The following is an 18,545-nucleotide window of genomic DNA, read 5'->3' as shown; positions in this document are numbered from 1 at the left end:
CATGACGTCCGCACTGTTTATTCCCGAGCTGGGCCAGTTGGCGATGATCCTCGCGCTGTGCCTGGCGATCGTTCAGGCCGTGGTGCCGTTGCTCGGTGCTTGGCGCGGTGATCGTCTGTGGATGAGCCTGGCGCAGCCGGCTGCCTGGGGGCAGTTTGCGTTCCTGCTGTTCGCCTTCGGTTGCCTGACGTACGCCTTTATGACCGACGATTTTTCCGTCGCCTATGTCGCCAATAACTCCAACAGCGCACTGCCTTGGTACTACAAGTTCAGCGCCGTGTGGGGCGCCCACGAAGGTTCATTGCTGCTGTGGGCGCTGATCCTCGGCGGCTGGACCTTCGCGGTGTCGGTGTTTTCCCGCCAGTTACCGCAAATCATGCTGGCCCGCGTGCTGGCCGTGATGGGCATGATCAGCATCGGCTTCCTGCTGTTCCTGATCATCACCTCCAACCCGTTCAGCCGTATCCTGCCGCAGGTTCCGGCGGACGGTCATGACCTCAACCCGTTGTTGCAGGACATCGGCTTGATCGTGCACCCACCGATGCTCTACATGGGCTACGTGGGGTTCTCCGTGGCCTTCGCCTTTGCCATCGCCGCCTTGCTCGGCGGGCGGCTGGATGCGGCGTGGGCACGCTGGTCGCGGCCGTGGACCATCGTCGCCTGGGCTTTCCTCGGCATTGGCATCACCCTTGGTTCGTGGTGGGCCTACTACGAACTTGGCTGGGGCGGCTGGTGGTTCTGGGACCCGGTGGAAAACGCCTCGTTCATGCCATGGCTGGTGGGCACCGCGCTGATTCACTCCCTGGCGGTCACCGAAAAACGCGGCGTGTTCAAGAGCTGGACCGTGCTGCTGGCCATCGCGGCCTTTTCCCTCAGCCTGCTGGGCACCTTCCTTGTGCGTTCGGGCGTACTGACTTCGGTGCACGCGTTTGCGTCCGACCCGGCGCGCGGCATCTTCATCCTGATATTCCTGCTGTTCGTGGTCGGTGGTTCGCTGACCCTGTTCGCCCTGCGCGCGCCGGTGGTCAAGAGCCAGGTGGGCTTCAACCTGTGGTCGCGGGAAACCCTGCTGCTGGGCAATAACCTGGTGCTGGTGGTGGCCGCGTCGATGATCCTGCTCGGCACGTTGTACCCGCTGGTGCTGGATGCGTTGAGCGGCGCCAAGCTGTCCGTGGGCCCACCGTATTTCAACGCCTTGTTTATTCCGTTGATGGGCTTGTTGATGGTGGTGATGGCGGTCGGCGTACTGGTGCGCTGGAAAGACACCCCGGTGAAATGGTTGCTCGGCATGTTGATGCCGGTGTTGCTGGGCAGCGTGGCCCTCGCCGTGATCGCGGGCATCGCCTACGGCGACTTCAACTGGGCGGTGCTGGCCACGTTCCTGCTGGCAGCCTGGGTGCTGCTGGCCGGCGTGCGCGACATCGTCGACAAAACCCGCCACAAAGGCCTGATCAAAGGGTTGCCGACGTTGACCCGCAGCTACTGGGGCATGCAGATCGCGCACCTGGGCATTGCCGTGTGCGCCCTCGGCGTAGTGCTTTCCAGCCAGAACAGCGCCGAGCGCGACTTGCGCCTGGCACCGGGCGAGTCCATGGACCTGGCCGGTTACCACTTTATTTTCGAAGGCGCCAAGCACTTCGAAGGGCCGAACTTCACGTCAGACAAAGGCACCGTGCGCGTCGTCCGAAACGGCAAGGAAATCGCCGTGCTGCACCCGGAAAAACGCCTCTACACCGTGCAGAGTTCGATGATGACCGAGGCTGGTATCGACGCCGGTTTCACCCGCGACCTCTACGTGGCCCTGGGTGAGCCGCTGGGCGAGGGGGCGTGGGCGGTGCGCGTGCACGTCAAGCCGTTCGTGCGCTGGATCTGGTTCGGCGGCCTGCTCACCGGTTTCGGTGGTTTGCTGGCAGCACTGGACCGGCGCTATCGAGTCAAGGTCAAAAGCCGCGTGCGTGAAGCGCTCGGCCTGCAAGGAGCGGCGGTATGAAGCGTTGGTTAATGGTGTTGCCGCTGGCGGCGTTTCTGGTGGTGGCGGTCTTCCTGTATCGCGGCTTGTACCTGGACCCGGCCGAACTGCCCTCGGCGATGATCGGCAAGCCGTTCCCGGAATTTTCCCTGTCTACCGTGCAGGGCGATAAAACCCTGACCCGTGCCGACCTGCTGGGTAAGCCGGCGCTGGTCAACGTGTGGGGCACCTGGTGCATCTCATGCCGCGTGGAACATCCGGTGCTGAACAAACTGGCCGAGCGCGGCGTGGTGATCTACGGCATCAACTATAAGGACGACAACGCGGCGGCGCTTAAATGGCTGGCCGAGTTCCATAACCCATACCAATTGGACATCCGCGACGAAGACGGCAATCTCGGCCTGAACCTGGGCGTCTACGGCGCCCCGGAAACCTTCTTCATCGATGCCAAGGGCGTGATCCGCGACAAGTACGTCGGGGTGATCGACGAAGTGGTATGGCGCGAGCAATTGGCCGCCAAGTACCAGGCGCTGGTTGATGAGGCCAAGCCATGAAGCGCTTGTTAGCCGCTGCCGTACTGGCACTGGGCTTGGCCGGCGTGGCCCACGCCGCCATCGACACCTATGAGTTCGCCAATGACGCCGAGCGCGAGCGCTTTCGCGACCTGACCAAAGAACTGCGCTGCCCTAAATGCCAGAACCAGGACATTGCCGACTCCAACGCGCCCATCGCCGCTGACCTGCGCAAAGAGATCTTCCGCATGTTGGGGGAGGGCAAGGACAACCAGCAGATCATCGACTTCATGGTCGACCGCTACGGTGACTTTGTGCGTTACAAACCGGCGCTGACCGGCAAGACCGCGTTGCTCTGGTTTGGCCCCGCCGCGCTGTTGCTGACCGGTGTGGTGGTAATGGCTGTGATCGTCCGCCGTCGCCGCGCCGCGCCCACCGATGGCTCCGACGCGCTATCCCCTCAAGAGCGCCAACGTCTCGACCACTTGCTGGACAAAACCTCTGATGATTGATTTCTGGCTCGCAGCAGGCTTGCTGCTTTTGGTTGCCCTGAGTTTTCTGTTGATCCCTGTGTTACGTGGCCGCCGTGCCCAGCGCGAGGAGGATCGCACCGCACTGAATGTGGCGCTCTACCAAGAGCGCGTGGCCGAACTGCAAACCCAGCAGGCCGAAGGCGTGCTCGACGCCGCGCAACTTGACACCGGCCGCGCCGAAGCCGCCCGCGAATTGCTGGCCGACACCGAAGGTGTGGAAGCCCCCCGCGAATCGCGTCTGGGTAAACCGCTGCCGTTGCTGGCCGCGTTTCTGGTGCCGGTGCTGGGCCTGGGCTTGTACCTGCACTTTGGTGCCAGCGACAAGGTGGAACTGACCCGCGAATTCTCCCAGCCGCCAGTGTCCCTGCAAGACATGACCCAGCGTTTGGAACGCGCCGCCGCCGCCCAGCCGGATTCCGCCGAAGGCCTGTACTTCCTCGGTCGCGCCTACATGGCCCAGGATCGCTCCGCCGATGCGGCCAAGGTCTTCGAGCGCGCCGTGGCCCTGGTCGGTCGCCAGCCGGAACTGCTCGGCCAGTGGGCCCAGGCCCAGTATTTTGCCGACAACAAACAATGGTCGCCGAAGATCCAGGCATTGACGGACGAGGCGTTGAAGCTCGACCCGAAAGAAGTCACCAGCCTCGGCTTGCTCGGCATCGCCGCGTTTGAAGGCGAGCGCTATCAGGACGCTATCGACTACTGGGGGCGTCTACTCGCGCAACTGCCGCCGGAAGACAATTCCCGCGTCGCGCTGCAAGGCGGCATCGACCGCGCCACGCAAAAACTCAAGGAAAGTGGCGGCACCGTCGCCCAGGCGCCTAAGGCGGCAACCTTGAAAGTGCGCGTGGATGTGTCCGCTGACGTAAAGGCCAAGGCCCTGCCAGGCGACAGCGTGTTTATCTTCGCCCGTGCCGTGAGTGGCCCGCCGGCGCCGTTGGCGGCCAAGCGCGTCACCGTGGCCGAGTTGCCGATCACCGTCGAACTGGGTGATGCCGACGCGATGATGCCGCAGTTGAAACTGTCCAACTTCCCCGAAGTCCAACTGGTTGCGCGCATATCCCGGGCTGGTCAACCGACCGCCGGCGAGTGGATCGGCCGCAGCCAACCCCTGGCCAGCTCCACCACTGCGTTGCAGCAGCTGACCATCGACAGTCCGGACAAGTAATTCGAGGAAACGCCATGACCGCATTCGCACGTATCACCTTGCTCAGCCTGGTATTGGGCCTGAGCGCTTGTGCGGTCCACCGGCCACCGCCTGCGCCGACCGGCCCGACCATCCCGCCGTCGGGCCCATCGACCCAGCCCAGCACCAAACCGTCCGGCCCGGTAACCCCGCCGCCAAAGCCGCTGCCAACCAAGTCCCCGACCTTCGCCCCACCACCGGGCGCCGCCAGCCACTGGGACGGCAAGATGCAGGTGTATGTGCTGGACGAACAACCCGATACCTTCTACCGCCAGCGCACCTACTACCGCTGGAGCAACGGCTGGAGCCGCTCCATCAGCCCCAACGGGCCATGGGAGGAGACGGACGTGCACGGCGTGCCGCCGGGATTGAGTAAGCAATACGCGCAGTGACAAAAGGCGACCTTCGCAGACTGTGTGAAAACGCACTGATGGTGGTTCCAAGCAAACGCCCCGACTTGCTCGGGGCGTTTGCTTTTGTGCAGACAGCAAGCGGAAAAAGGCCAACGCCATTTCGGCTCTTGTACCCTCAAGCTGTCGCAGCAGGAGGCGAGCATTGCCAAACAACCGCTGCTCAAGGTTGCCGAGCGGATGCGCAACGATGGATCTCCGAGCGGTCATCATTGCTGGATGCGCCAGCATTCGCTCTCCTTGGATGTCGGCCATAACGAAAAATGCTCCGTACCTTTCGATACGGAGCATTTCTTTGAGCGCCGCGCAGATTGTTAATTGTTCACACCGTATGTTCGGGTTGCCTTTTTCATCCTGAAACCCATTCCTCGAAACATGGAGAGCATGTGCGGGAGGGGCGCTGCGAAGATTCAACTTGCCCAACCACTAGAGGTTTTCTCAGCCATCAAGTCACAGGATATTCCCGCTCCAGTGTTTCATTCACCGACAGCTACGCGCTCTCAGCCATCTGCACTAACGCCAGCACCCGCTTGCGACTTGCGCCATCTAGGCTCTCGGCACAATCGTAGGCACAGGCGGTCGCGGATTCCAGCATCTCGCTGGGGTTGTTCAATGCCGCTTCGGTGCTGAGGCCGAGGTGGAGGGTGAAGATCATATTCGGCGTGGATTGTGGAATCACGTTCGAAGCGGATGGCGGGGGGGATTGGGGGTGACCTTTTTCATGCAGTACATCTCCATTCAGTTGGAGCTTACCGCGTCAGCGACCATGCAGAAGAGTGGCGAGCAGTATTCAGGTTGGTCGACCAGGGAATGGAAGTCCCGCCGGGCGTGAGCCCTCCCAAGCACAGCTCGCCATTACACGAAAATGATAATGCCGCGTTCGCGGCACTATGCGCCATTCTAATCCAGGCAACCAAGCCTGATCGCTGATGAGCTGCGATTGCTAAGGGCTAACGATGCCTCATAGCAACTGTAAGCCAACAAGTTTGTAAGAAAAGTCGTGAGAGTTTGACTTGGTTTTTAAAGTGGTTTATCGATATTTGGTCTGACAGACCATTCCTATACATGGGGTAGTGGAAATCACTTGAGTACCTATCTGTTTGGCTAGCTATTTTTTCTGTGAGTAATCAGTTAGCTTCAAGATATTCAAATGTCTTGGGGTTTCAGATGAATCTGCTAGATATCGGTAATACTCCGTTTGTCGAGTTGGCGACTATTTCTCTGAACGGGAATAGAGTTTTTTCCAAATGTGAGTTTCTAAATCCTTCAGGAAGCCATAAAGATAGAACGTACTTGAATATTGTTAGCGAGTTGGAGCGAAGCGGTGAAATTGAACCGGGTATGATCCTTGTAGACTGCTCCACGGGGAATGGCGGTGCGGCACTTGCTTGGATAGGTAGAGCTAAAGGTTACGGTGTAAAAATATTTATGCCTGAGGGGATGACTGAAGAAAGAAAAACGCAAATTCGCTCGTTTGGGGCGCAAATAATTGAAACTCCAAAAGAAGAGTTTTTGTCCGGAGCGGTCGCAAGAGCTAAAAGTTATCGCGCTACAAATCTCTCAAGTGGTATCTACTTTCTCGATCAGTCCGAGAATATCTTAAATAGGGAGGCTTGGAATATCTGTGGAAAGGAAATAGTGGCAGCGCTGAAGGGGCTTGATGTGGTGCCTGATTTTTTCGTATGTTCTATAGGGACTGGAGGCACATTCTCCGGTATTGCTGAAATATTAAAGCGCGAATACAAGAATATAAAAACTGTTGGGATTGAGGTTGACAGTTCAGCGCCTTTGTATGCAAAAAGAAATGATCTGGTTTTTAAACACTGCTCTCATAATCTCATGGGGCTTGGAGCTGGAGTTCTATCGGCGAATACTGTGTCCGCGCTTATTGATGAAATAAGAGTGGTTGATGGTCCTGCCTCTTGGGCTCGAATGAAGAGGTTTATAGCAGAAGAACGACTTGCAGTCGGTCCGACTTGCGGAGCGAATATACTTATTTGTGAAGAAATCGCTGCTGCATTTAGTAATAAGAATATTGTTACTTTGTTTTTTGATAGCTCTTGGAAATACAAAAGTCGATGGGATGGGAACTATCCGGAATACAGCGAGGTGCAATGATGTTGCTCGAAGAGGTTTATAGAAATGCAAAAGTTGTGAGCTCTGGAAAATCTTTAACGACAGTGAATGAGTTTACTGATCAAATACCTGCGCTACGGCCTGCGGTTCTAATGGAAGTGGCTCATGGAATTATAAAGCTAATGGATTTAAGTGTCACAAAAATTGTAACGGAGGAAGATAAAGGTGCTGCATTGGCTACTGCTATCTCCTTGTTGACAGGCATTCCGTTGGCTATGGCAAGGTGGTATTCGTATAATCTTGGAGATGCTAATGAGCAAGTGGTTGATATTAGCTCTGAGTACTTTCAAGGAAAGATGTATCTCAATGGAATCAAAGCGGGCGATAGGGTAGCTATTATTGACGATACATTAAGTACTGGTGGGGCTGTAATTGCATTAGTAGAGGCTGTAAGGGCCTGCGGGGCGGAGCTGGTTGATGCTCTATGTGCTGTTGAAAAAGTTGGGAATCATGGCTTTGATAATGTTCATAGAAGTACGGGCGTCTCTGTAAAGACGCTTATGAAGATATCCGTTCATGAGAAGGGTGTGAGTATAATTAGGGAGGATTTTTAAATTGCTTGGTGGTGTAAATTATGCTGGGTAAAGGTTTTTTATTTGGGCTTTTATTTTGTCTGATTAGTGCGGCGTTCGATGTGTATGTTGCTTTTGTGACACAAGCTGTTAGTACGATTTTAGTCGTTTTTTATTGTTTTATTGTATCGACAGCTTTTTTTGTTGTATGCGCGCTTTGGAGTAACTCGAGATCATTTTTTACGAAAGTGCGCGAGCAGTGGGGAATGGTCGTTGTTATTAATCTTGCTGTGCTGTTCAATTGGGGTGGTTTGTTTTATGCCCTGCGGTATCTTGAGCCAGCAGTGGTGGGAGTGGCAGCTGTAGCCTGCGGCCCAGCGCTAACTTTACTTATCTCTTTCTTTGACAGGCGCAGCGCTAGGGTTGCTTTCGCAGATGCACTTGTGTCCTGCCTGGTGCTAATTTCGGTCGGAATCATGCTTTTCAATTCCTTTTCCGGGAATAGTGGAATCGCTACGACAACATCGGCGCAACGGTTGTTGGGCATAGCCAGTGTGGTGCTGTGCGCGCTCGGAACGGTCATATACACAGTTTTTTCAAAGCAAATGTTTGCTCGGCACTGGTCTATTTTTGAAATTCTTGCCGTTAGGAATATCGCGATGGTTGGTTTTTGCGTTCTCGTTGTTTCAATAATAGGGGGGAGTATTACATTGGATAGAGAACTTTTAATTCCCATGATAATTCTAGTGGGGGTGGGTCATTTACTACCGATATACCTGATCCAGAAAACTATCTATTATCTCACCCCCATCCATGTGTCGCTTGTGCTATTGACTCTCCCGGTATTTGTTCTTTTGCTTCAGTACTTTGATGCTCGTATAGAGTTTTCCGTTGCCAGTGTCTTGGCCGTAAGTATCATCGTTTTTTTGCTTTTGGGGCGGACCTTATATGAATTGAGGAGAGAGAGACTATGATCAGAATCGCCGTCGTTGATGGGTTCTCATCCGGGAAATTTGTCGTGAAGCGATTGAAAGAGGAAGGGTGTGTGTTGATGCACGTGGCCTCCTCGGGCAGTCTGGACAGTTATTATTACAGAGGTTTTGATCCAACACTGTATGACCAAACGATCACAAATACCCATATTGAGGTAACGCTCGCCAGCGTTGAGCATTTCGCGCCCCAGTTCATCATCGCCGGTGCCGAAACCGGTGTGCTGCTCGCCGATCAGTTGAACGAGCGCCTTCAGTTACCGTATCGCAATGACTTCGACAACACCCATGCCCGTCGAAACAAGTTCGCCATGATCGAAACGGTCGCCCAGGCGCAACTGCCCGTAGCACGACAGTGCGTGGCCGGCAGTTGGGCCCTTGCACATGCTTGGATCAACGCCCACGGGCGTTTTCCTGTGGTGGTCAAGCCGCTCGACAGCGCGGGGGCAGATGGGGTGTTTATCTGCGAGGATTTGCCGGCCTGCGAGGCGGCGGTGCAAACGCTGCTGGGCACGGTGAACCGGTTGAACGGCCGCAATACGCAGGTGTTGATTCAGGAGTATCTGGCCGGCCTGGAGTATGTGGTGAACATGGTTTCCGTCGATGGCCAGCAACTGGTCACCGAGGTGGTGCGCTATCAAAAACAGCGCGCTCCGAGAGGCGGCATTCTTTATGACATCGATGAACTGATCGGGCCAGACTCGCCACTCTACTTGCCGTTGGTGGAATACACCCGCGCCGTGGTGCAGTGCCTTGGCATCCGCAACGGCCCTAGCCACGCGGAAGTCATGTTCACCGACGAAGGGCCGAAACTGGTGGAAATCGCCGCGCGTACCGATGGCATTCTTCGTCCTGGCGTATCCCGTCAGACCACCGGGCTGGGGCAGATCGAGGCGGTGGTGTTGTCCATCACCGAACCCGAGGCATTCGCGCAGTTGCTGGCCAGGGACTTCGATTATCAGCGCCTGCAGCGTACTTACAATGTGTGCCTGATCAATCGCACTGAAGGCTACTTCCACAAGGCGCGGTTTGTGGAGGAACTGCTCAAGCTGGCGTCATTCTTTGAGGCGGTGTTCTACGTTGAGGAGGGACAACCCCTGAGCGCGACGCAAGATGTATTCAGCCAGCCAGGTACGGTGTACCTGGTACATGCTGATCCAGCAGTGATCGCTGCGGATTATCAGCGGATCCGATTGCTTGAGGCCCAAGGTATCTACCTCACCTCACACTGATACTTTGCTTTGAGTCTCTGTGCACCCTCTATACTGTCCCGCGACAATTTCCCAGGTGCTGCCAGCCGCCCAATACGGCTGGAGATATATGCAGAGGCTGTTTCAATGGCAGGCAGGTTGATCTATCTCATCGGCCCATCGGGTTCGGGCAAGGACAGCCTGTTGGAGGCCGCGCGTGCGCGTCTGGCCGAGCGCGGTTGCCGCATTGTGCGTCGCGTGATTACCCGCTCGGCGGAAGCGGTGGGCGAGGCGGCGCAGGGTGTGAGCCCCGAACAGTTCGCCGTAATGGAGGCGCAAGGGGCGTTTGCGCTGAGCTGGCAGGCCAATGGGTTGTGTTATGGCATTCCAAAGGTGATCGACGACTGGCTGGCGGCGGGGGAGGACGTGCTGGTCAATGGTTCGCGCGCGCACCTGGCGCTGACCCGCGAGCGCTATCCAACGTTGCTGGTGTTATTGCTGACCGTGGATCAGGAGGTGTTACGCGAGCGTCTGGTGGCACGGGGACGGGAAACACTGGCGGATATTGAAAAGCGCCTGGCGCGTAATGCCCGGTTCACGGCGCAGATGCTGGCCGGTGACGGCGCGGGGCTTTTGCTGCTGGATAACTCCGGCCCGCTGCAACATACCGTGGAGCGTTTGCTGTGTTGCCTGGAGCAAGGGCATTCAGCCTGTGCATGAACGCCGGCAGGGCATCGGTAGTTTGAGCGGATGTATCCCGGCTAATGGGCAAAGGGTGTAGTTCAAGGGCTGTTGATGCAATGGATGCAAAGCTTTCTTCAGTCATCGGGCGCCCTTGGCCAGCGCATCTGAATCTGGGTCAGCCGCTGCGCGTCAGGCCGCAGCCCGTGCCGGGGCCTGACGTGACGCACTGAGAAACCGAAGCAGCGCCACCAGTGGAAACGCGCTGCCCACCAGCATCACCGCCAACCAGCCACCGTGTTCGTACACGCTGCTGGCAATCGCCGAGCCGAAGGCGCCGCCGATAAAGATGCTGGTCATATACAGCGCGTTCAGGCGGCTGCGGCTGTTGGCGTCCAGCGCGTAAATGGCCCGCTGGCCGAGGACCATGTTCATCTGCACGCAGAAGTCCAAAACCACACCGGTGACCGCCAGGGCGATCACGCTGTACAGCGGATGCACCAAGGCCGGCAGGAAGCTCAGCGCTGCGAACAGCATTGCCAGCAGCGATGCGCGATGGGTGTGACCGGCATCGGCCAGGCGCCCGGCGATGGGCGCGGCGATGGCGCCGATGGCACCGACCAGCGCGAAAATCGCGATCTGGGTCTGGCTCAAGCCATGGTTGCGCACCAACTCCAGCGGGGCCGCGGTCCAGAACAAACTGAAGGTGGCGAACAGGCAACCCTGGTAAAAGGCGCGTTGGCGCAACAGCGGTTGTTCACGCAACAAGGTGCCCAGCGAGCGCAGCAGTTGGCCATAGCTGGCGCTGTGGTCGGGTTGGCGTTTGGGGATGGTCAGCATCAGCACCACGCTGATAAACACCATCAACGCCGCTGCGGCCATAAACATCGCGCGCCAGCCAAAGTGATCGGCGACCACACTGGACACCGGCCGCGCCAGCAAAATGCCCAACAGCAGCCCGCCCATGATGCTGCCGACCACCCGACCACGGGATTCCGCGGGCGCCAGGTGCGCGGCCAGGGGAATCAGGATCTGCACCGACACCGAGCTGAAGCCGATCAACAGCGACACCAGCAAGAACAGGTTCGGTTGCTCGGTAACCGCCGCGCCCAGCAGGCTGGCAATGGCCACCACAGTGGTGGCGATCATCAGTTTGCGGTTTTCCAGCAAGTCTCCCAGGGGCACCAAAAAGAACAGGCCCAAGGCATAGCCGATTTGCGTAAGGGACACAATCAGGCTGGCCATGGCGGGGGTGAGGCCAATATCCGGCGCGATCAGTTCGATGATCGGCTGCGCATAGTAGATATTGGCGACGATGGCGCCGCAGCAAAACGCAAACAGCATCACCATGCCTCGGGTCATGGTGCTCGTTGGGTGTGGGGTAGCGTTCATGGTGTTCTCATAAAAGCGAAGGAAGATGGCCTGCGAGGGTAAAGGCAAGGCTTAGCGACGAGTAGGCCGCTTGGAATGATAGTACTTATGTCGGCTGATGATACATTCAGAAACATCTACCCAGCCCCCGCGCAAAACCAATGTGGTAGGGGGCTACACAAGTCTCAAAGGCTGAAATAACTCTGCGGGAGTGGGTTTGCTATGGTGATGGGGGCAAGCCCGCTCACCACAGCAACCCCCCTCCCACAGTTTTAGTGCGTTTGTTCAGTTATTGACCGGAGTAGATCTGGTCAAAAATGCCGCCGTCATTGAAGTGGGTTTTCTGTACCGTGCGCCAGTCACCGAAGGTTTTTTCCACCGACAGGAAATCGACTTTGGGGAAGCGGTCGGTGTACTTGGCCAGCACCGCCGGATCACGTGGGCGCAGGTAGTTGTTCGCGGCGATTTCCTGGCCTTGCGGCGACCACAGGTACGTCAGATAGTCCTCGGCGGCGGCGCGGGTGCCTTTTTTCTCGATCACTTTGTCCACCACCGACACCGGCGGCTCGGCTTCGGCGGATACGCTTGGGTAGATCACTTCGAACTGATCGCGGCCGAATTCGCGGGCGATCATTTCCGCTTCGTTTTCAAAGGTCACCAGCACATCGCCGATCTGGTTGGTCATGAACGTGGTGGTGGCGGCGCGGCCGCCGGTGTCCAGCACGGGAGCTTGTTTGAACAGCTTGCCCACAAAGCTCTTGGCTTTCTCTTCGTTCCCGCCGTTCTTGAGTACATAGCCCCAGGCCGACAGGTAGGTGTAGCGGCCGTTGCCCGAGGTTTTCGGGTTGGGCACGATCACCTGCACGCCGTCCTTGAGCAGGTCGGGCCAATCTTTCAGGGCTTTGGGGTTGCCTTTGCGCACGATAAACACCGTGGCCGAGGTGAACGGCGCGCTGTTGTTCGGCAAGCGCGTGACCCAGTTGTCCGGCACCAGTTTGCCGTTGTCGGCCAGGGCATTGATGTCGGTGGCCATGTTCATGGTGATCACGTCAGCCGGTAGGCCGTCGATCACCGAGCGTGCCTGTTTGCTTGAACCGCCAAAGGACATCTGCAAGGTCAGCTTGTCGTCTGGGTGCTCGGCGTCCCAGTGTTTCTGGAAAGCCGCGTTGTAGTCCTTGTAGAAATCGCGCATCACATCGTAGGACACGTTAAGCAGCGTAACGGGGGCGGCTTGCACGGCGCTCGCCAGGGCAATTCCGGCGGCCAGGAGGGAGGCGCTAAGGAGTTTTTTCACTGCTCATTCCTTTGTTGTTCGAGAAGAGGGGACAGGCACAATGCCAGCGACTATAGCCGGGGCCGCATAGTCGCTTAAAGATTAAAAAGAACTTTGCTTATTCCACTTTCTTAAACAGATTGCTGCCACAGCGCGAACAGAATGCCGCATTGGGTTCGTGGGTGTTTTTCTGGCATACCGGGCAGTCGGTCTGCAGCTGTTCGCCGCGCATGGCACTGGCCAGTTCGGCGGTGAAAATCCCGGTGGGCACGGCGATGATTGAGTAACCGGTGATCATCACCAGCGACGAAATCACCTGACCCAGTGGGGTTTTGGGCACGATATCGCCAAAGCCGACAGTGGTCAGGGTCACGATGGCCCAGTAGATGCCCTTGGGAATGCTGGTAAACCCGTGTTCCGGGCCTTCGATCACATACATCAAGGTGCCGAACACGGTCACCAGGGTGCACACGCTGACCAGGAACACCACGATCTTCTGCTTGCTGCCGCGCAGCGCCGACATCAGGTAATTGGCTTGCTTGAGGTAGGGACTGAGCTTGAGCACACGGAATATCCGCAACATACGGATGATGCGGATGATCAGCAGGTACTGCGCATCGCTGTAATACAAAGCAAGGATGCCAGGCACGATGGCCAGCAAATCCACCAACCCATAAAAGCTGAACGCATAGCGCAACGGCTTGGGCGAGCAGTACAGGCGCAAGCCGTACTCGATGGCGAAGATCAGGGTGAAGCCCCATTCGATATAGGCCAGCACGTCGGCGTAGTTCTGGTGCACTTGGTCGATGCTGTCGAGCATCACGATCACCAGGCTGGCCAGAATGATCAGCAGCAAGATCCCGTCAAACCGCCGCCCCGCCACGGTGTCGCTTTGGAAAACCATGACGTAGAGACGCTGACGCCAATCGTTGTTGCTGTCCATAAATCCTGCCCGAGTCGATTTTCGAGCAAGCCTAGGGGGATTCGAAGGGGCTGTCCATGCGCGGTTTCCGAAGCATCCTGCGGCTGGCGAGCACCAGCCAGCACGCGAGGATAAACGGCGCGGTCAGTACCGGCAGGTGCAGGGCGGCGAAGCCCGGCGTCAGCAGGATCGCCAGCAGGATACCGGCCAGGGGCAGCCAGGCCCGACGACTGATCTGACTTAACGCCAGGGCCGCCAGCGCTGGGTTGTAGCTGTGCAGGCCGAGCAGGGCGTGTGTGGTTTCACCCAACCCCAGGGCGAACAATGCGCCGCTGCCGGCACCGATGAACGCCCACAACACGGCGCGCCGATTGGCCAGCCACAGGCCCAACGCAATCAGGCCGCCGGCCACTGGCTGATCCAGCAACATGACCTGGGCCAGGCCGGTGAAAGGCGCGCTGAACAGGCCGAAGGCGTCGGCGCTGAGCGTGGCCGCCTCGCCGGGCGTCGCGCGGCCCAGCAGCAGCCAACCTAGACCGACAAAAGGCGCGGTGTAGGCCGGCAAGTCATCGGTCTGGCTGGCGTGTTTCAACCATTGCCGCGTGAGCATAGCGCTGACGCCGCCGCCCGCGAGGATCAATGGCGGCAGCATCGCCGACCACGGCAAGTGCTGGCTGATCAGCAACCCCAGCAGCACGCCGTTGTAGCTATACAAACCGGCCTGGCGCTCGGCTTTGGGATAGCCGCGGCGCTGGGCCGTGAGCAAACCGGCGACGCCACCGAGTAACGCACCGCCGAACAACGCCGGGGCACTGATCAGGATCGCCAGCAGGCACAGCAGGCCGCACAGAGGATGGCGTTGCAGGAAAATCTGGCTGAAGCCGTTGAGCAACGCTTCGGCCCAGTCGGGGCAGGTTGGGTTGTGCATGGTGGGTATTCAGTTGGACTGGGGTGAAACCCATCGGGGGCAAGCCCCCTCCCACACTTGATTGGGCTCACAAAGTCATAGCTGTGAATGCAGTCCAATGTGGGAGGGGGCTTGCCCCCGATGGGGCCGCTACAGACGCTAGATCAACACCTCTATGCGCAGCGAGTTGGTCGACCCCGGCTGCCCGAACGGCACCCCGGCAGTAATCACCAACGTATCCCCACGCTCTGCCATACCCTGGGCCTGGGCAATCTCCAGCGCCGTCGAACACACCTCATCGACCTGACGCAGCCGATCGTTGACCACCGAATGCACGCCCCACGCCACGCTCAAGCGCCGCGCGGTGGACAGGTTCGGCGTCAGGTTGAGGATCGGCGCCACCGGTCGTTCCCGCGCCGCGCGCAGGGTGGAGCTGCCGGACTCGCTGTAGTTCACCAGCACCGCCACCGGCAGGATGTTGCTGATGCGGCGGATCGCGCAGCTGATGGCGTCCGATACCGTGGCTTCCGCTTTGGGCCGGTTGACCTCCAGTTGCGTCTGGTAGTCCGGGCCGTTTTCCACTTGGCGGATGATCTTGCTCATCATCTGCACGGCTTCCAACGGGTAGTCGCCCGACGCGGTTTCCGCCGACAGCATCACCGCATCCGCGCCTTCGGCCACGGCGTTGGCCACATCGGTGACTTCGGCGCGGGTCGGCGCCGGGGAGAAACGCATGGATTCGAGCATCTGCGTGGCCACCACCACCGGTTTGCCCAACTCGCGGCAGGTGCGAATGATGGTTTTCTGGATCTGCGGCACGCTCTCGGCCGGCACCTCCACCCCCAAGTCACCCCGGGCCACCATGATCGCATCGCTCAGATGGGCGATTTCCCGCAGGTGCTGCACGGCCGAGGGCTTCTCGATCTTGGCCATCAAGAACGCCCGATCACCGATCAGCTCGCGGGCCTCACGGATATCTTCCGGGCGCTGCACGAACGACAGCGCCACCCAGTCCACACCCAGCTCCAGGCCGAAGCTCAGGTCGCGGCGATCCTTGGCGGTGAGGGGGCTCAGTTCCAACAGCGCTTGTGGGACGTTCACACCTTTGCGATCGGACAATTCGCCGCCGTTCAGCACCGTGGTGTCGATGGCATCCTTGTGTTTGCTGACTACCCGCAGGCGCAGTTTGCCGTCGTCGAGCAGCAGGTCCATGCCCGGTTCCAGGGCCGCGATGATTTCCGGGTGGGGCAGGTTGACCCGGCGCTCATTCCCCGGGGTTTCATCCAAGTCCAGGCGCAGCGCCTGGCCGCGCAGCAGTTGCACGCAGCCGTCGGCAAAACGCCCGACCCGCAGCTTCGGCCCTTGCAGGTCCATGAGGATGCCCAACGGATAATTGAGCTGGCGCTCCACCTGACGGATCCACTGGTAGCGCTGGGCGTGATCGGCGTGCTCGCCGTGGCTGAAGTTGAGGCGGAAGATATTTACTCCGGCCTCCACCAGCTCGCGGATGTCATCGATACCGTCGATGGCCGGGCCCAGGGTGGCGAGGATTTTGACCTTTTTGTCAGGCGTCATGGTGGGCAGTCTCAAGGATCAGGATGGCGCGGAAGTCGTTGACGTTGGTGCGCGTGGGCTCGGTGACGATCAACCCGTCGAGGGCGGCGAAATAGCCGTAACCGTTGTTGTTATCCAACTCGTCGCTGGCCGACAGGCCGAGGGCTTCGGCGCGCGCGTAACTGCACGGGGTCATGATCGCGCCGGCGTTGTCTTCGGAGCCGTCGATGCCGTCGGTGTCACCGGCCAGTGCGTACACGCCGGGCAGGCCCTTGAGGCTATCGGTGAGGCTCAGCAGGAACTCTGCGTTGCGCCCGCCACGGCCCTCGCCGCGAACGGTCACGGTAGTTTCGCCGCCGGACAGGATCACGCACGGCGCCGCCAGCGGCTGGCCATGCTGCACGATCTGCCGGGCGATACCGGCATGCACCTTGGCCACGTCCCGCGCTTCGCCTTCCAGATCGCCGAGGATCAGCGGGCTGAAACCGGCCTGGCGCACTTTCACCGCCACCGCTTCAAGGGATTGCTGCGGGCGGGCGATCAATTGGAAATGGCTGCGGGCAAGCACCGGGTCGCCGGGCTTGACGGTTTCCGACGCCGGGTTCTGCAACCAGCTGCGCACCGAGGCGGGCGCGTCGATGCGGTAGCGCTTGAGGATCGCCAGCGCCTGTTGCGACGTGCTCGGGTCGCCGACGGTGGGGCCGGAGGCGATCACCGTGGCCTGGTCGCCCGGCACATCGGAAATCGCGTAGGTGTACACCGTGGCCGGCCACGCGGCCTTGGCCAGACGCCCGCCCTTGATCGCCGAGAGGTGCTTGCGCACGCAGTTCATCTCGCCGATGGTCGCGCCGGACTTGAGCAGGGCTTTGTTGATGGCCTGTTTGTCGGCCAGGCTGATGCCTTCGGCGGGCAGAGCCAGCAAGGCTGAGCCGCCGCCGGAGAGCAGGAAGATCACGCGATCGTTTTCGCTGAGGTTGCTGATCAACGCCAGCACGCGCTGGGCTACCGCCAGGCCGGCGGCATCGGGCACCGGGTGCGCGGCTTCGACCACTTCGATTTTCTTGCAAGGAGCCCCGTGGCCATAGCGGGTGACCACCAGGCCGGTGACTTCGCCTTGCCAGCAGTTTTCGACCACGAGCGCCATGGCGGCGGCCGCCTTGCCGGCACCGATCACGATCACGCGGCCGCTACGGTCGGCGGGCAGATAGGGTTCAAGGACTTGCCAGGGGTGGGCGGCGTCGATGGCTGTGGCAAACAGCTCGCGAAGCAGGTGCTGCGGATCGACCGACATAAGCGGGCTCCCGGATATTTTTGTTATTAGACGTGCAGCTATTTCAGCCTTGGCCTAGGAGTAGGCCCTACTTTGGAATAGGCCCTACTTTGGAATAGGCCCTACTTTGAAATGGAGCCACCTGTGGGAGGGGGCTTGCCCCCGATAGCGGTCTATCAGCTACAGAAGACATGCTATCGGGAGCAAGCCCCCTCTCACATTTGATCAAGGCATTACTGATCGCGAATGGAGAAATTCGCCATATGCTCCAAGCCCTTGATCAGCGCCGAATGGTCCCAATTCCCGCCCCCCAGCGCATTACAGGTGCTGAACACCTGCTGAGTACCGGCAGTGTTCGGCAGGTTGATCCCCAGTTCTTTGGCACCGGCCAGGGCCAGGTTCAAGTCCTTCTGGTGCAGGTTGATGCGGAAGCCCGGATCGAAGGTGCCCTTGATCATGCGTTCGCCGTGTACTTCAAGGATTTTCGACGAGGCAAAACCGCCCATCAGCGCTTCGCGCACCTTGGCTGGGTCGGCCCCGTTTTTGGCGGCGAACAGCAACGCTTCGGCCACCGCCTGGATGTTCAGCGCCACAATGATCTGATTGGCGACCTTGGCGGTCTGGCCATCGCCATTACCGCCCACCAACGTGATGTTTTTGCCCATGGCTTGGAACAGCGGCAGGGCGCGCTCAAAGGTCTGTGGCTCGCCACCGATCATGATGCTCAAAGTACCGGCCTTGGCGCCGACTTCACCGCCGGACACTGGCGCATCGAGGTACTGCGCGCCGTGCTCGTTGATCTTGGCGGCGAAGCTCTTGGTGGCGGTGGGCGAGATCGAACTCATGTCGATCACCACCTTGTTCGGCGACAGCCCGGCGGCCACGCCGTCGGTACGGAACAGCACGTCCTCGACCTGCGGAGTGTCCGGCACCATGACAATGATGAACTCGGCCTCCTGAGCCACTTGCTGCGGGCTGGCCAGCGCCACGGCGCCTGCGTCGATCAGTGCTTGCGGGGCCTTGCCGTGGTGCTCGGAGAGGAACAGTTGATGACCTGCTTTTTGCAGGTTGGCGGCCATGGGTTGGCCCATGATGCCGGTGCCGATAAAGCCGATTTTAGCCATGATGAAATC

Annotated in this window: 18 protein-coding genes and 1 pseudogene; 10 read left to right on the top strand and 9 right to left on the bottom strand. The window is 59.1% G+C overall.

The genetic code is table 11. From position 1 onward, the window contains the following. Nucleotide 1 precedes the first annotated feature (1 nt). Genes K1567_RS07145 through K1567_RS07125 form a run of 5 tightly spaced genes read left to right on the top strand, consistent with a single transcriptional unit; the run spans nt 2 to nt 4,589 of the window. Nucleotides 2–1,990, top strand: a complete 1,989-nt coding sequence (locus K1567_RS07145) for a heme lyase CcmF/NrfE family subunit (protein ID WP_034137540.1) — start codon at nt 2–4, stop codon at nt 1,988–1,990. After that, nucleotides 1,987–2,523 (top strand): DsbE family thiol:disulfide interchange protein, encoded by a 537-nt coding sequence (locus K1567_RS07140; protein WP_040266267.1) that lies wholly within the window; start codon nt 1,987–1,989, stop codon nt 2,521–2,523. The genes K1567_RS07145 and K1567_RS07140 overlap by 4 nt, the downstream gene beginning before the upstream one ends. After that, entirely contained in the window at nt 2,520–2,993 is a 474-nt protein-coding gene (locus K1567_RS07135) for a cytochrome c-type biogenesis protein (protein WP_034096635.1), read from the top strand. Before K1567_RS07140 ends, K1567_RS07135 begins: the two co-directional genes overlap by 4 nt. Then, a complete protein-coding gene (gene ccmI / locus K1567_RS07130; protein WP_169868344.1) occupies nt 2,986–4,179 on the top strand; it encodes a c-type cytochrome biogenesis protein CcmI in 1,194 nt (397 codons plus the stop codon). Before K1567_RS07135 ends, ccmI begins: the two co-directional genes overlap by 8 nt. 14 nt (nt 4,180–4,193) lie before the next feature. Next, the gene (locus K1567_RS07125; protein WP_040266271.1) at nt 4,194–4,589 is read left to right on the top strand and encodes a lipoprotein; all 396 of its coding nucleotides are present in this window, start codon (nt 4,194–4,196) and stop codon (nt 4,587–4,589) included. 108 nt (nt 4,590–4,697) lie between these two features. On the opposite strand, the pseudogene K1567_RS07120 reads toward K1567_RS07125, so the two are convergent. Both K1567_RS07120 and K1567_RS07115 read right to left on the bottom strand, forming a co-directional pair. Further along, nucleotides 4,698–4,844: pseudogene (locus K1567_RS07120) on the bottom strand (IS5/IS1182 family transposase); the annotation flags it as partial. A 253-nt stretch (nt 4,845–5,097) separates the two neighbouring features. Next, on the bottom strand, nt 5,098–5,262 hold the full coding sequence (locus K1567_RS07115; RefSeq protein WP_232925219.1) for a DUF6124 family protein: 165 nt from the start codon (nt 5,260–5,262) through the stop codon (nt 5,098–5,100). 512 nt (nt 5,263–5,774) lie between these two features. Here K1567_RS07115 and K1567_RS07110 point away from each other — a divergent pair. From K1567_RS07110 to phnN, 5 genes are all read left to right on the top strand, one after another. Beyond that, nucleotides 5,775–6,725, top strand: a complete 951-nt coding sequence (locus K1567_RS07110; protein WP_047882251.1) for a cysteine synthase family protein — start codon at nt 5,775–5,777, stop codon at nt 6,723–6,725. Further along, a complete protein-coding gene (locus K1567_RS07105) occupies nt 6,725–7,297 on the top strand; it encodes a phosphoribosyltransferase family protein (RefSeq protein WP_099313167.1) in 573 nt (190 codons plus the stop codon). The genes K1567_RS07110 and K1567_RS07105 overlap by 1 nt, the downstream gene beginning before the upstream one ends. A gap of 20 nt (nt 7,298–7,317) precedes the next feature. After that, nucleotides 7,318–8,229 (top strand): DMT family transporter, encoded by a 912-nt coding sequence (locus K1567_RS07100; RefSeq protein WP_034112689.1) that lies wholly within the window; start codon nt 7,318–7,320, stop codon nt 8,227–8,229. Beyond that, nucleotides 8,226–9,476: an ATP-grasp domain-containing protein gene (locus tag K1567_RS07095; protein ID WP_099313110.1), complete on the top strand. Its 1,251-nt coding sequence runs from the start codon at nt 8,226–8,228 to the stop codon at nt 9,474–9,476. The genes K1567_RS07100 and K1567_RS07095 overlap by 4 nt, the downstream gene beginning before the upstream one ends. Before the next feature lie 105 nt (nt 9,477–9,581). After that, nucleotides 9,582–10,154, top strand: coding sequence for a phosphonate metabolism protein/1,5-bisphosphokinase (PRPP-forming) PhnN (gene phnN, locus K1567_RS07090; protein WP_169868342.1), 573 nt, complete (start codon nt 9,582–9,584; stop codon nt 10,152–10,154). 153 nt (nt 10,155–10,307) lie between these two features. Here the strand turns inward: phnN and K1567_RS07085 are convergent, their stop codons facing one another. The 7 genes from K1567_RS07085 to K1567_RS07055 form a co-directional block, all read right to left on the bottom strand. Further along, the gene (locus K1567_RS07085; protein ID WP_034096643.1) at nt 10,308–11,507 is read right to left on the bottom strand and encodes an MFS transporter; all 1,200 of its coding nucleotides are present in this window, start codon (nt 11,505–11,507) and stop codon (nt 10,308–10,310) included. A 268-nt stretch (nt 11,508–11,775) separates the two neighbouring features. Further along, nucleotides 11,776–12,780, bottom strand: coding sequence for a sulfate ABC transporter substrate-binding protein (locus K1567_RS07080; RefSeq protein WP_220698285.1), 1,005 nt, complete (start codon nt 12,778–12,780; stop codon nt 11,776–11,778). 97 nt (nt 12,781–12,877) lie between these two features. Then, nucleotides 12,878–13,702, bottom strand: a complete 825-nt coding sequence (locus K1567_RS07075) for an ion transporter (RefSeq protein WP_034096645.1) — start codon at nt 13,700–13,702, stop codon at nt 12,878–12,880. Between the two features lie 31 nt (nt 13,703–13,733). Then, nucleotides 13,734–14,609 (bottom strand): urea transporter, encoded by an 876-nt coding sequence (locus tag K1567_RS07070; RefSeq protein ID WP_220698284.1) that lies wholly within the window; start codon nt 14,607–14,609, stop codon nt 13,734–13,736. A 138-nt stretch (nt 14,610–14,747) separates the two neighbouring features. Further along, nucleotides 14,748–16,163 (bottom strand): pyruvate kinase, encoded by a 1,416-nt coding sequence (pyk, locus tag K1567_RS07065; protein ID WP_034112697.1) that lies wholly within the window; start codon nt 16,161–16,163, stop codon nt 14,748–14,750. Continuing rightward, entirely contained in the window at nt 16,153–17,433 is a 1,281-nt protein-coding gene (locus K1567_RS07060) for a glycerate kinase (RefSeq protein ID WP_220698283.1), read from the bottom strand. Before K1567_RS07060 ends, pyk begins: the two co-directional genes overlap by 11 nt. Nucleotides 17,434–17,645: 212 nt before the next feature. Continuing rightward, on the bottom strand, nt 17,646–18,536 hold the full coding sequence (locus tag K1567_RS07055) for a 2-hydroxy-3-oxopropionate reductase (protein ID WP_034096649.1): 891 nt from the start codon (nt 18,534–18,536) through the stop codon (nt 17,646–17,648). Between the last annotated feature and the right edge of the window lie 9 nt (nt 18,537–18,545).

Origin of the sequence: Pseudomonas sp. S5F11 (genome assembly GCF_019641515.1) — a bacterium.
In the GTDB taxonomy this organism is placed as follows: domain Bacteria; phylum Pseudomonadota; class Gammaproteobacteria; order Pseudomonadales; family Pseudomonadaceae; genus Aquipseudomonas; species Aquipseudomonas rhodesiae.
The sequence above is the reverse complement of the archived record's forward strand: the minus strand, read 5'-3'. Positions and strand labels throughout refer to the sequence as shown.

Bases quoted from the DNA above. Each gene is read 5' to 3' on its own strand.
- K1567_RS07145 (WP_034137540.1), top strand. From the start codon at position 2: ATGACGTCCGCACTGTTTATTCCCGAGCTGGGCCAGTTGGCGATGATC.
- K1567_RS07140 (WP_040266267.1), top strand. From the start codon at position 1,987: ATGAAGCGTTGGTTAATGGTGTTGCCGCTGGCGGCGTTTCTGGTGGTG.
- K1567_RS07135 (WP_034096635.1), top strand. From the start codon at position 2,520: ATGAAGCGCTTGTTAGCCGCTGCCGTACTGGCACTGGGCTTGGCCGGC.
- ccmI (WP_169868344.1), top strand. From the start codon at position 2,986: ATGATTGATTTCTGGCTCGCAGCAGGCTTGCTGCTTTTGGTTGCCCTG.
- K1567_RS07125 (WP_040266271.1), top strand. From the start codon at position 4,194: ATGACCGCATTCGCACGTATCACCTTGCTCAGCCTGGTATTGGGCCTG.
- K1567_RS07115 (WP_232925219.1), bottom strand. From the start codon at position 5,262: ATGATCTTCACCCTCCACCTCGGCCTCAGCACCGAAGCGGCATTGAAC.
- K1567_RS07110 (WP_047882251.1), top strand. From the start codon at position 5,775: ATGAATCTGCTAGATATCGGTAATACTCCGTTTGTCGAGTTGGCGACT.
- K1567_RS07105 (WP_099313167.1), top strand. From the start codon at position 6,725: ATGTTGCTCGAAGAGGTTTATAGAAATGCAAAAGTTGTGAGCTCTGGA.
- K1567_RS07100 (WP_034112689.1), top strand. From the start codon at position 7,318: ATGCTGGGTAAAGGTTTTTTATTTGGGCTTTTATTTTGTCTGATTAGT.
- K1567_RS07095 (WP_099313110.1), top strand. From the start codon at position 8,226: ATGATCAGAATCGCCGTCGTTGATGGGTTCTCATCCGGGAAATTTGTC.
- phnN (WP_169868342.1), top strand. From the start codon at position 9,582: ATGGCAGGCAGGTTGATCTATCTCATCGGCCCATCGGGTTCGGGCAAG.
- K1567_RS07085 (WP_034096643.1), bottom strand. From the start codon at position 11,507: ATGAACGCTACCCCACACCCAACGAGCACCATGACCCGAGGCATGGTG.
- K1567_RS07075 (WP_034096645.1), bottom strand. From the start codon at position 13,702: ATGGACAGCAACAACGATTGGCGTCAGCGTCTCTACGTCATGGTTTTC.
- K1567_RS07070 (WP_220698284.1), bottom strand. From the start codon at position 14,609: ATGCACAACCCAACCTGCCCCGACTGGGCCGAAGCGTTGCTCAACGGC.
- pyk (WP_034112697.1), bottom strand. From the start codon at position 16,163: ATGACGCCTGACAAAAAGGTCAAAATCCTCGCCACCCTGGGCCCGGCC.
- K1567_RS07060 (WP_220698283.1), bottom strand. From the start codon at position 17,433: ATGTCGGTCGATCCGCAGCACCTGCTTCGCGAGCTGTTTGCCACAGCC.
- K1567_RS07055 (WP_034096649.1), bottom strand. From the start codon at position 18,536: ATGGCTAAAATCGGCTTTATCGGCACCGGCATCATGGGCCAACCCATG.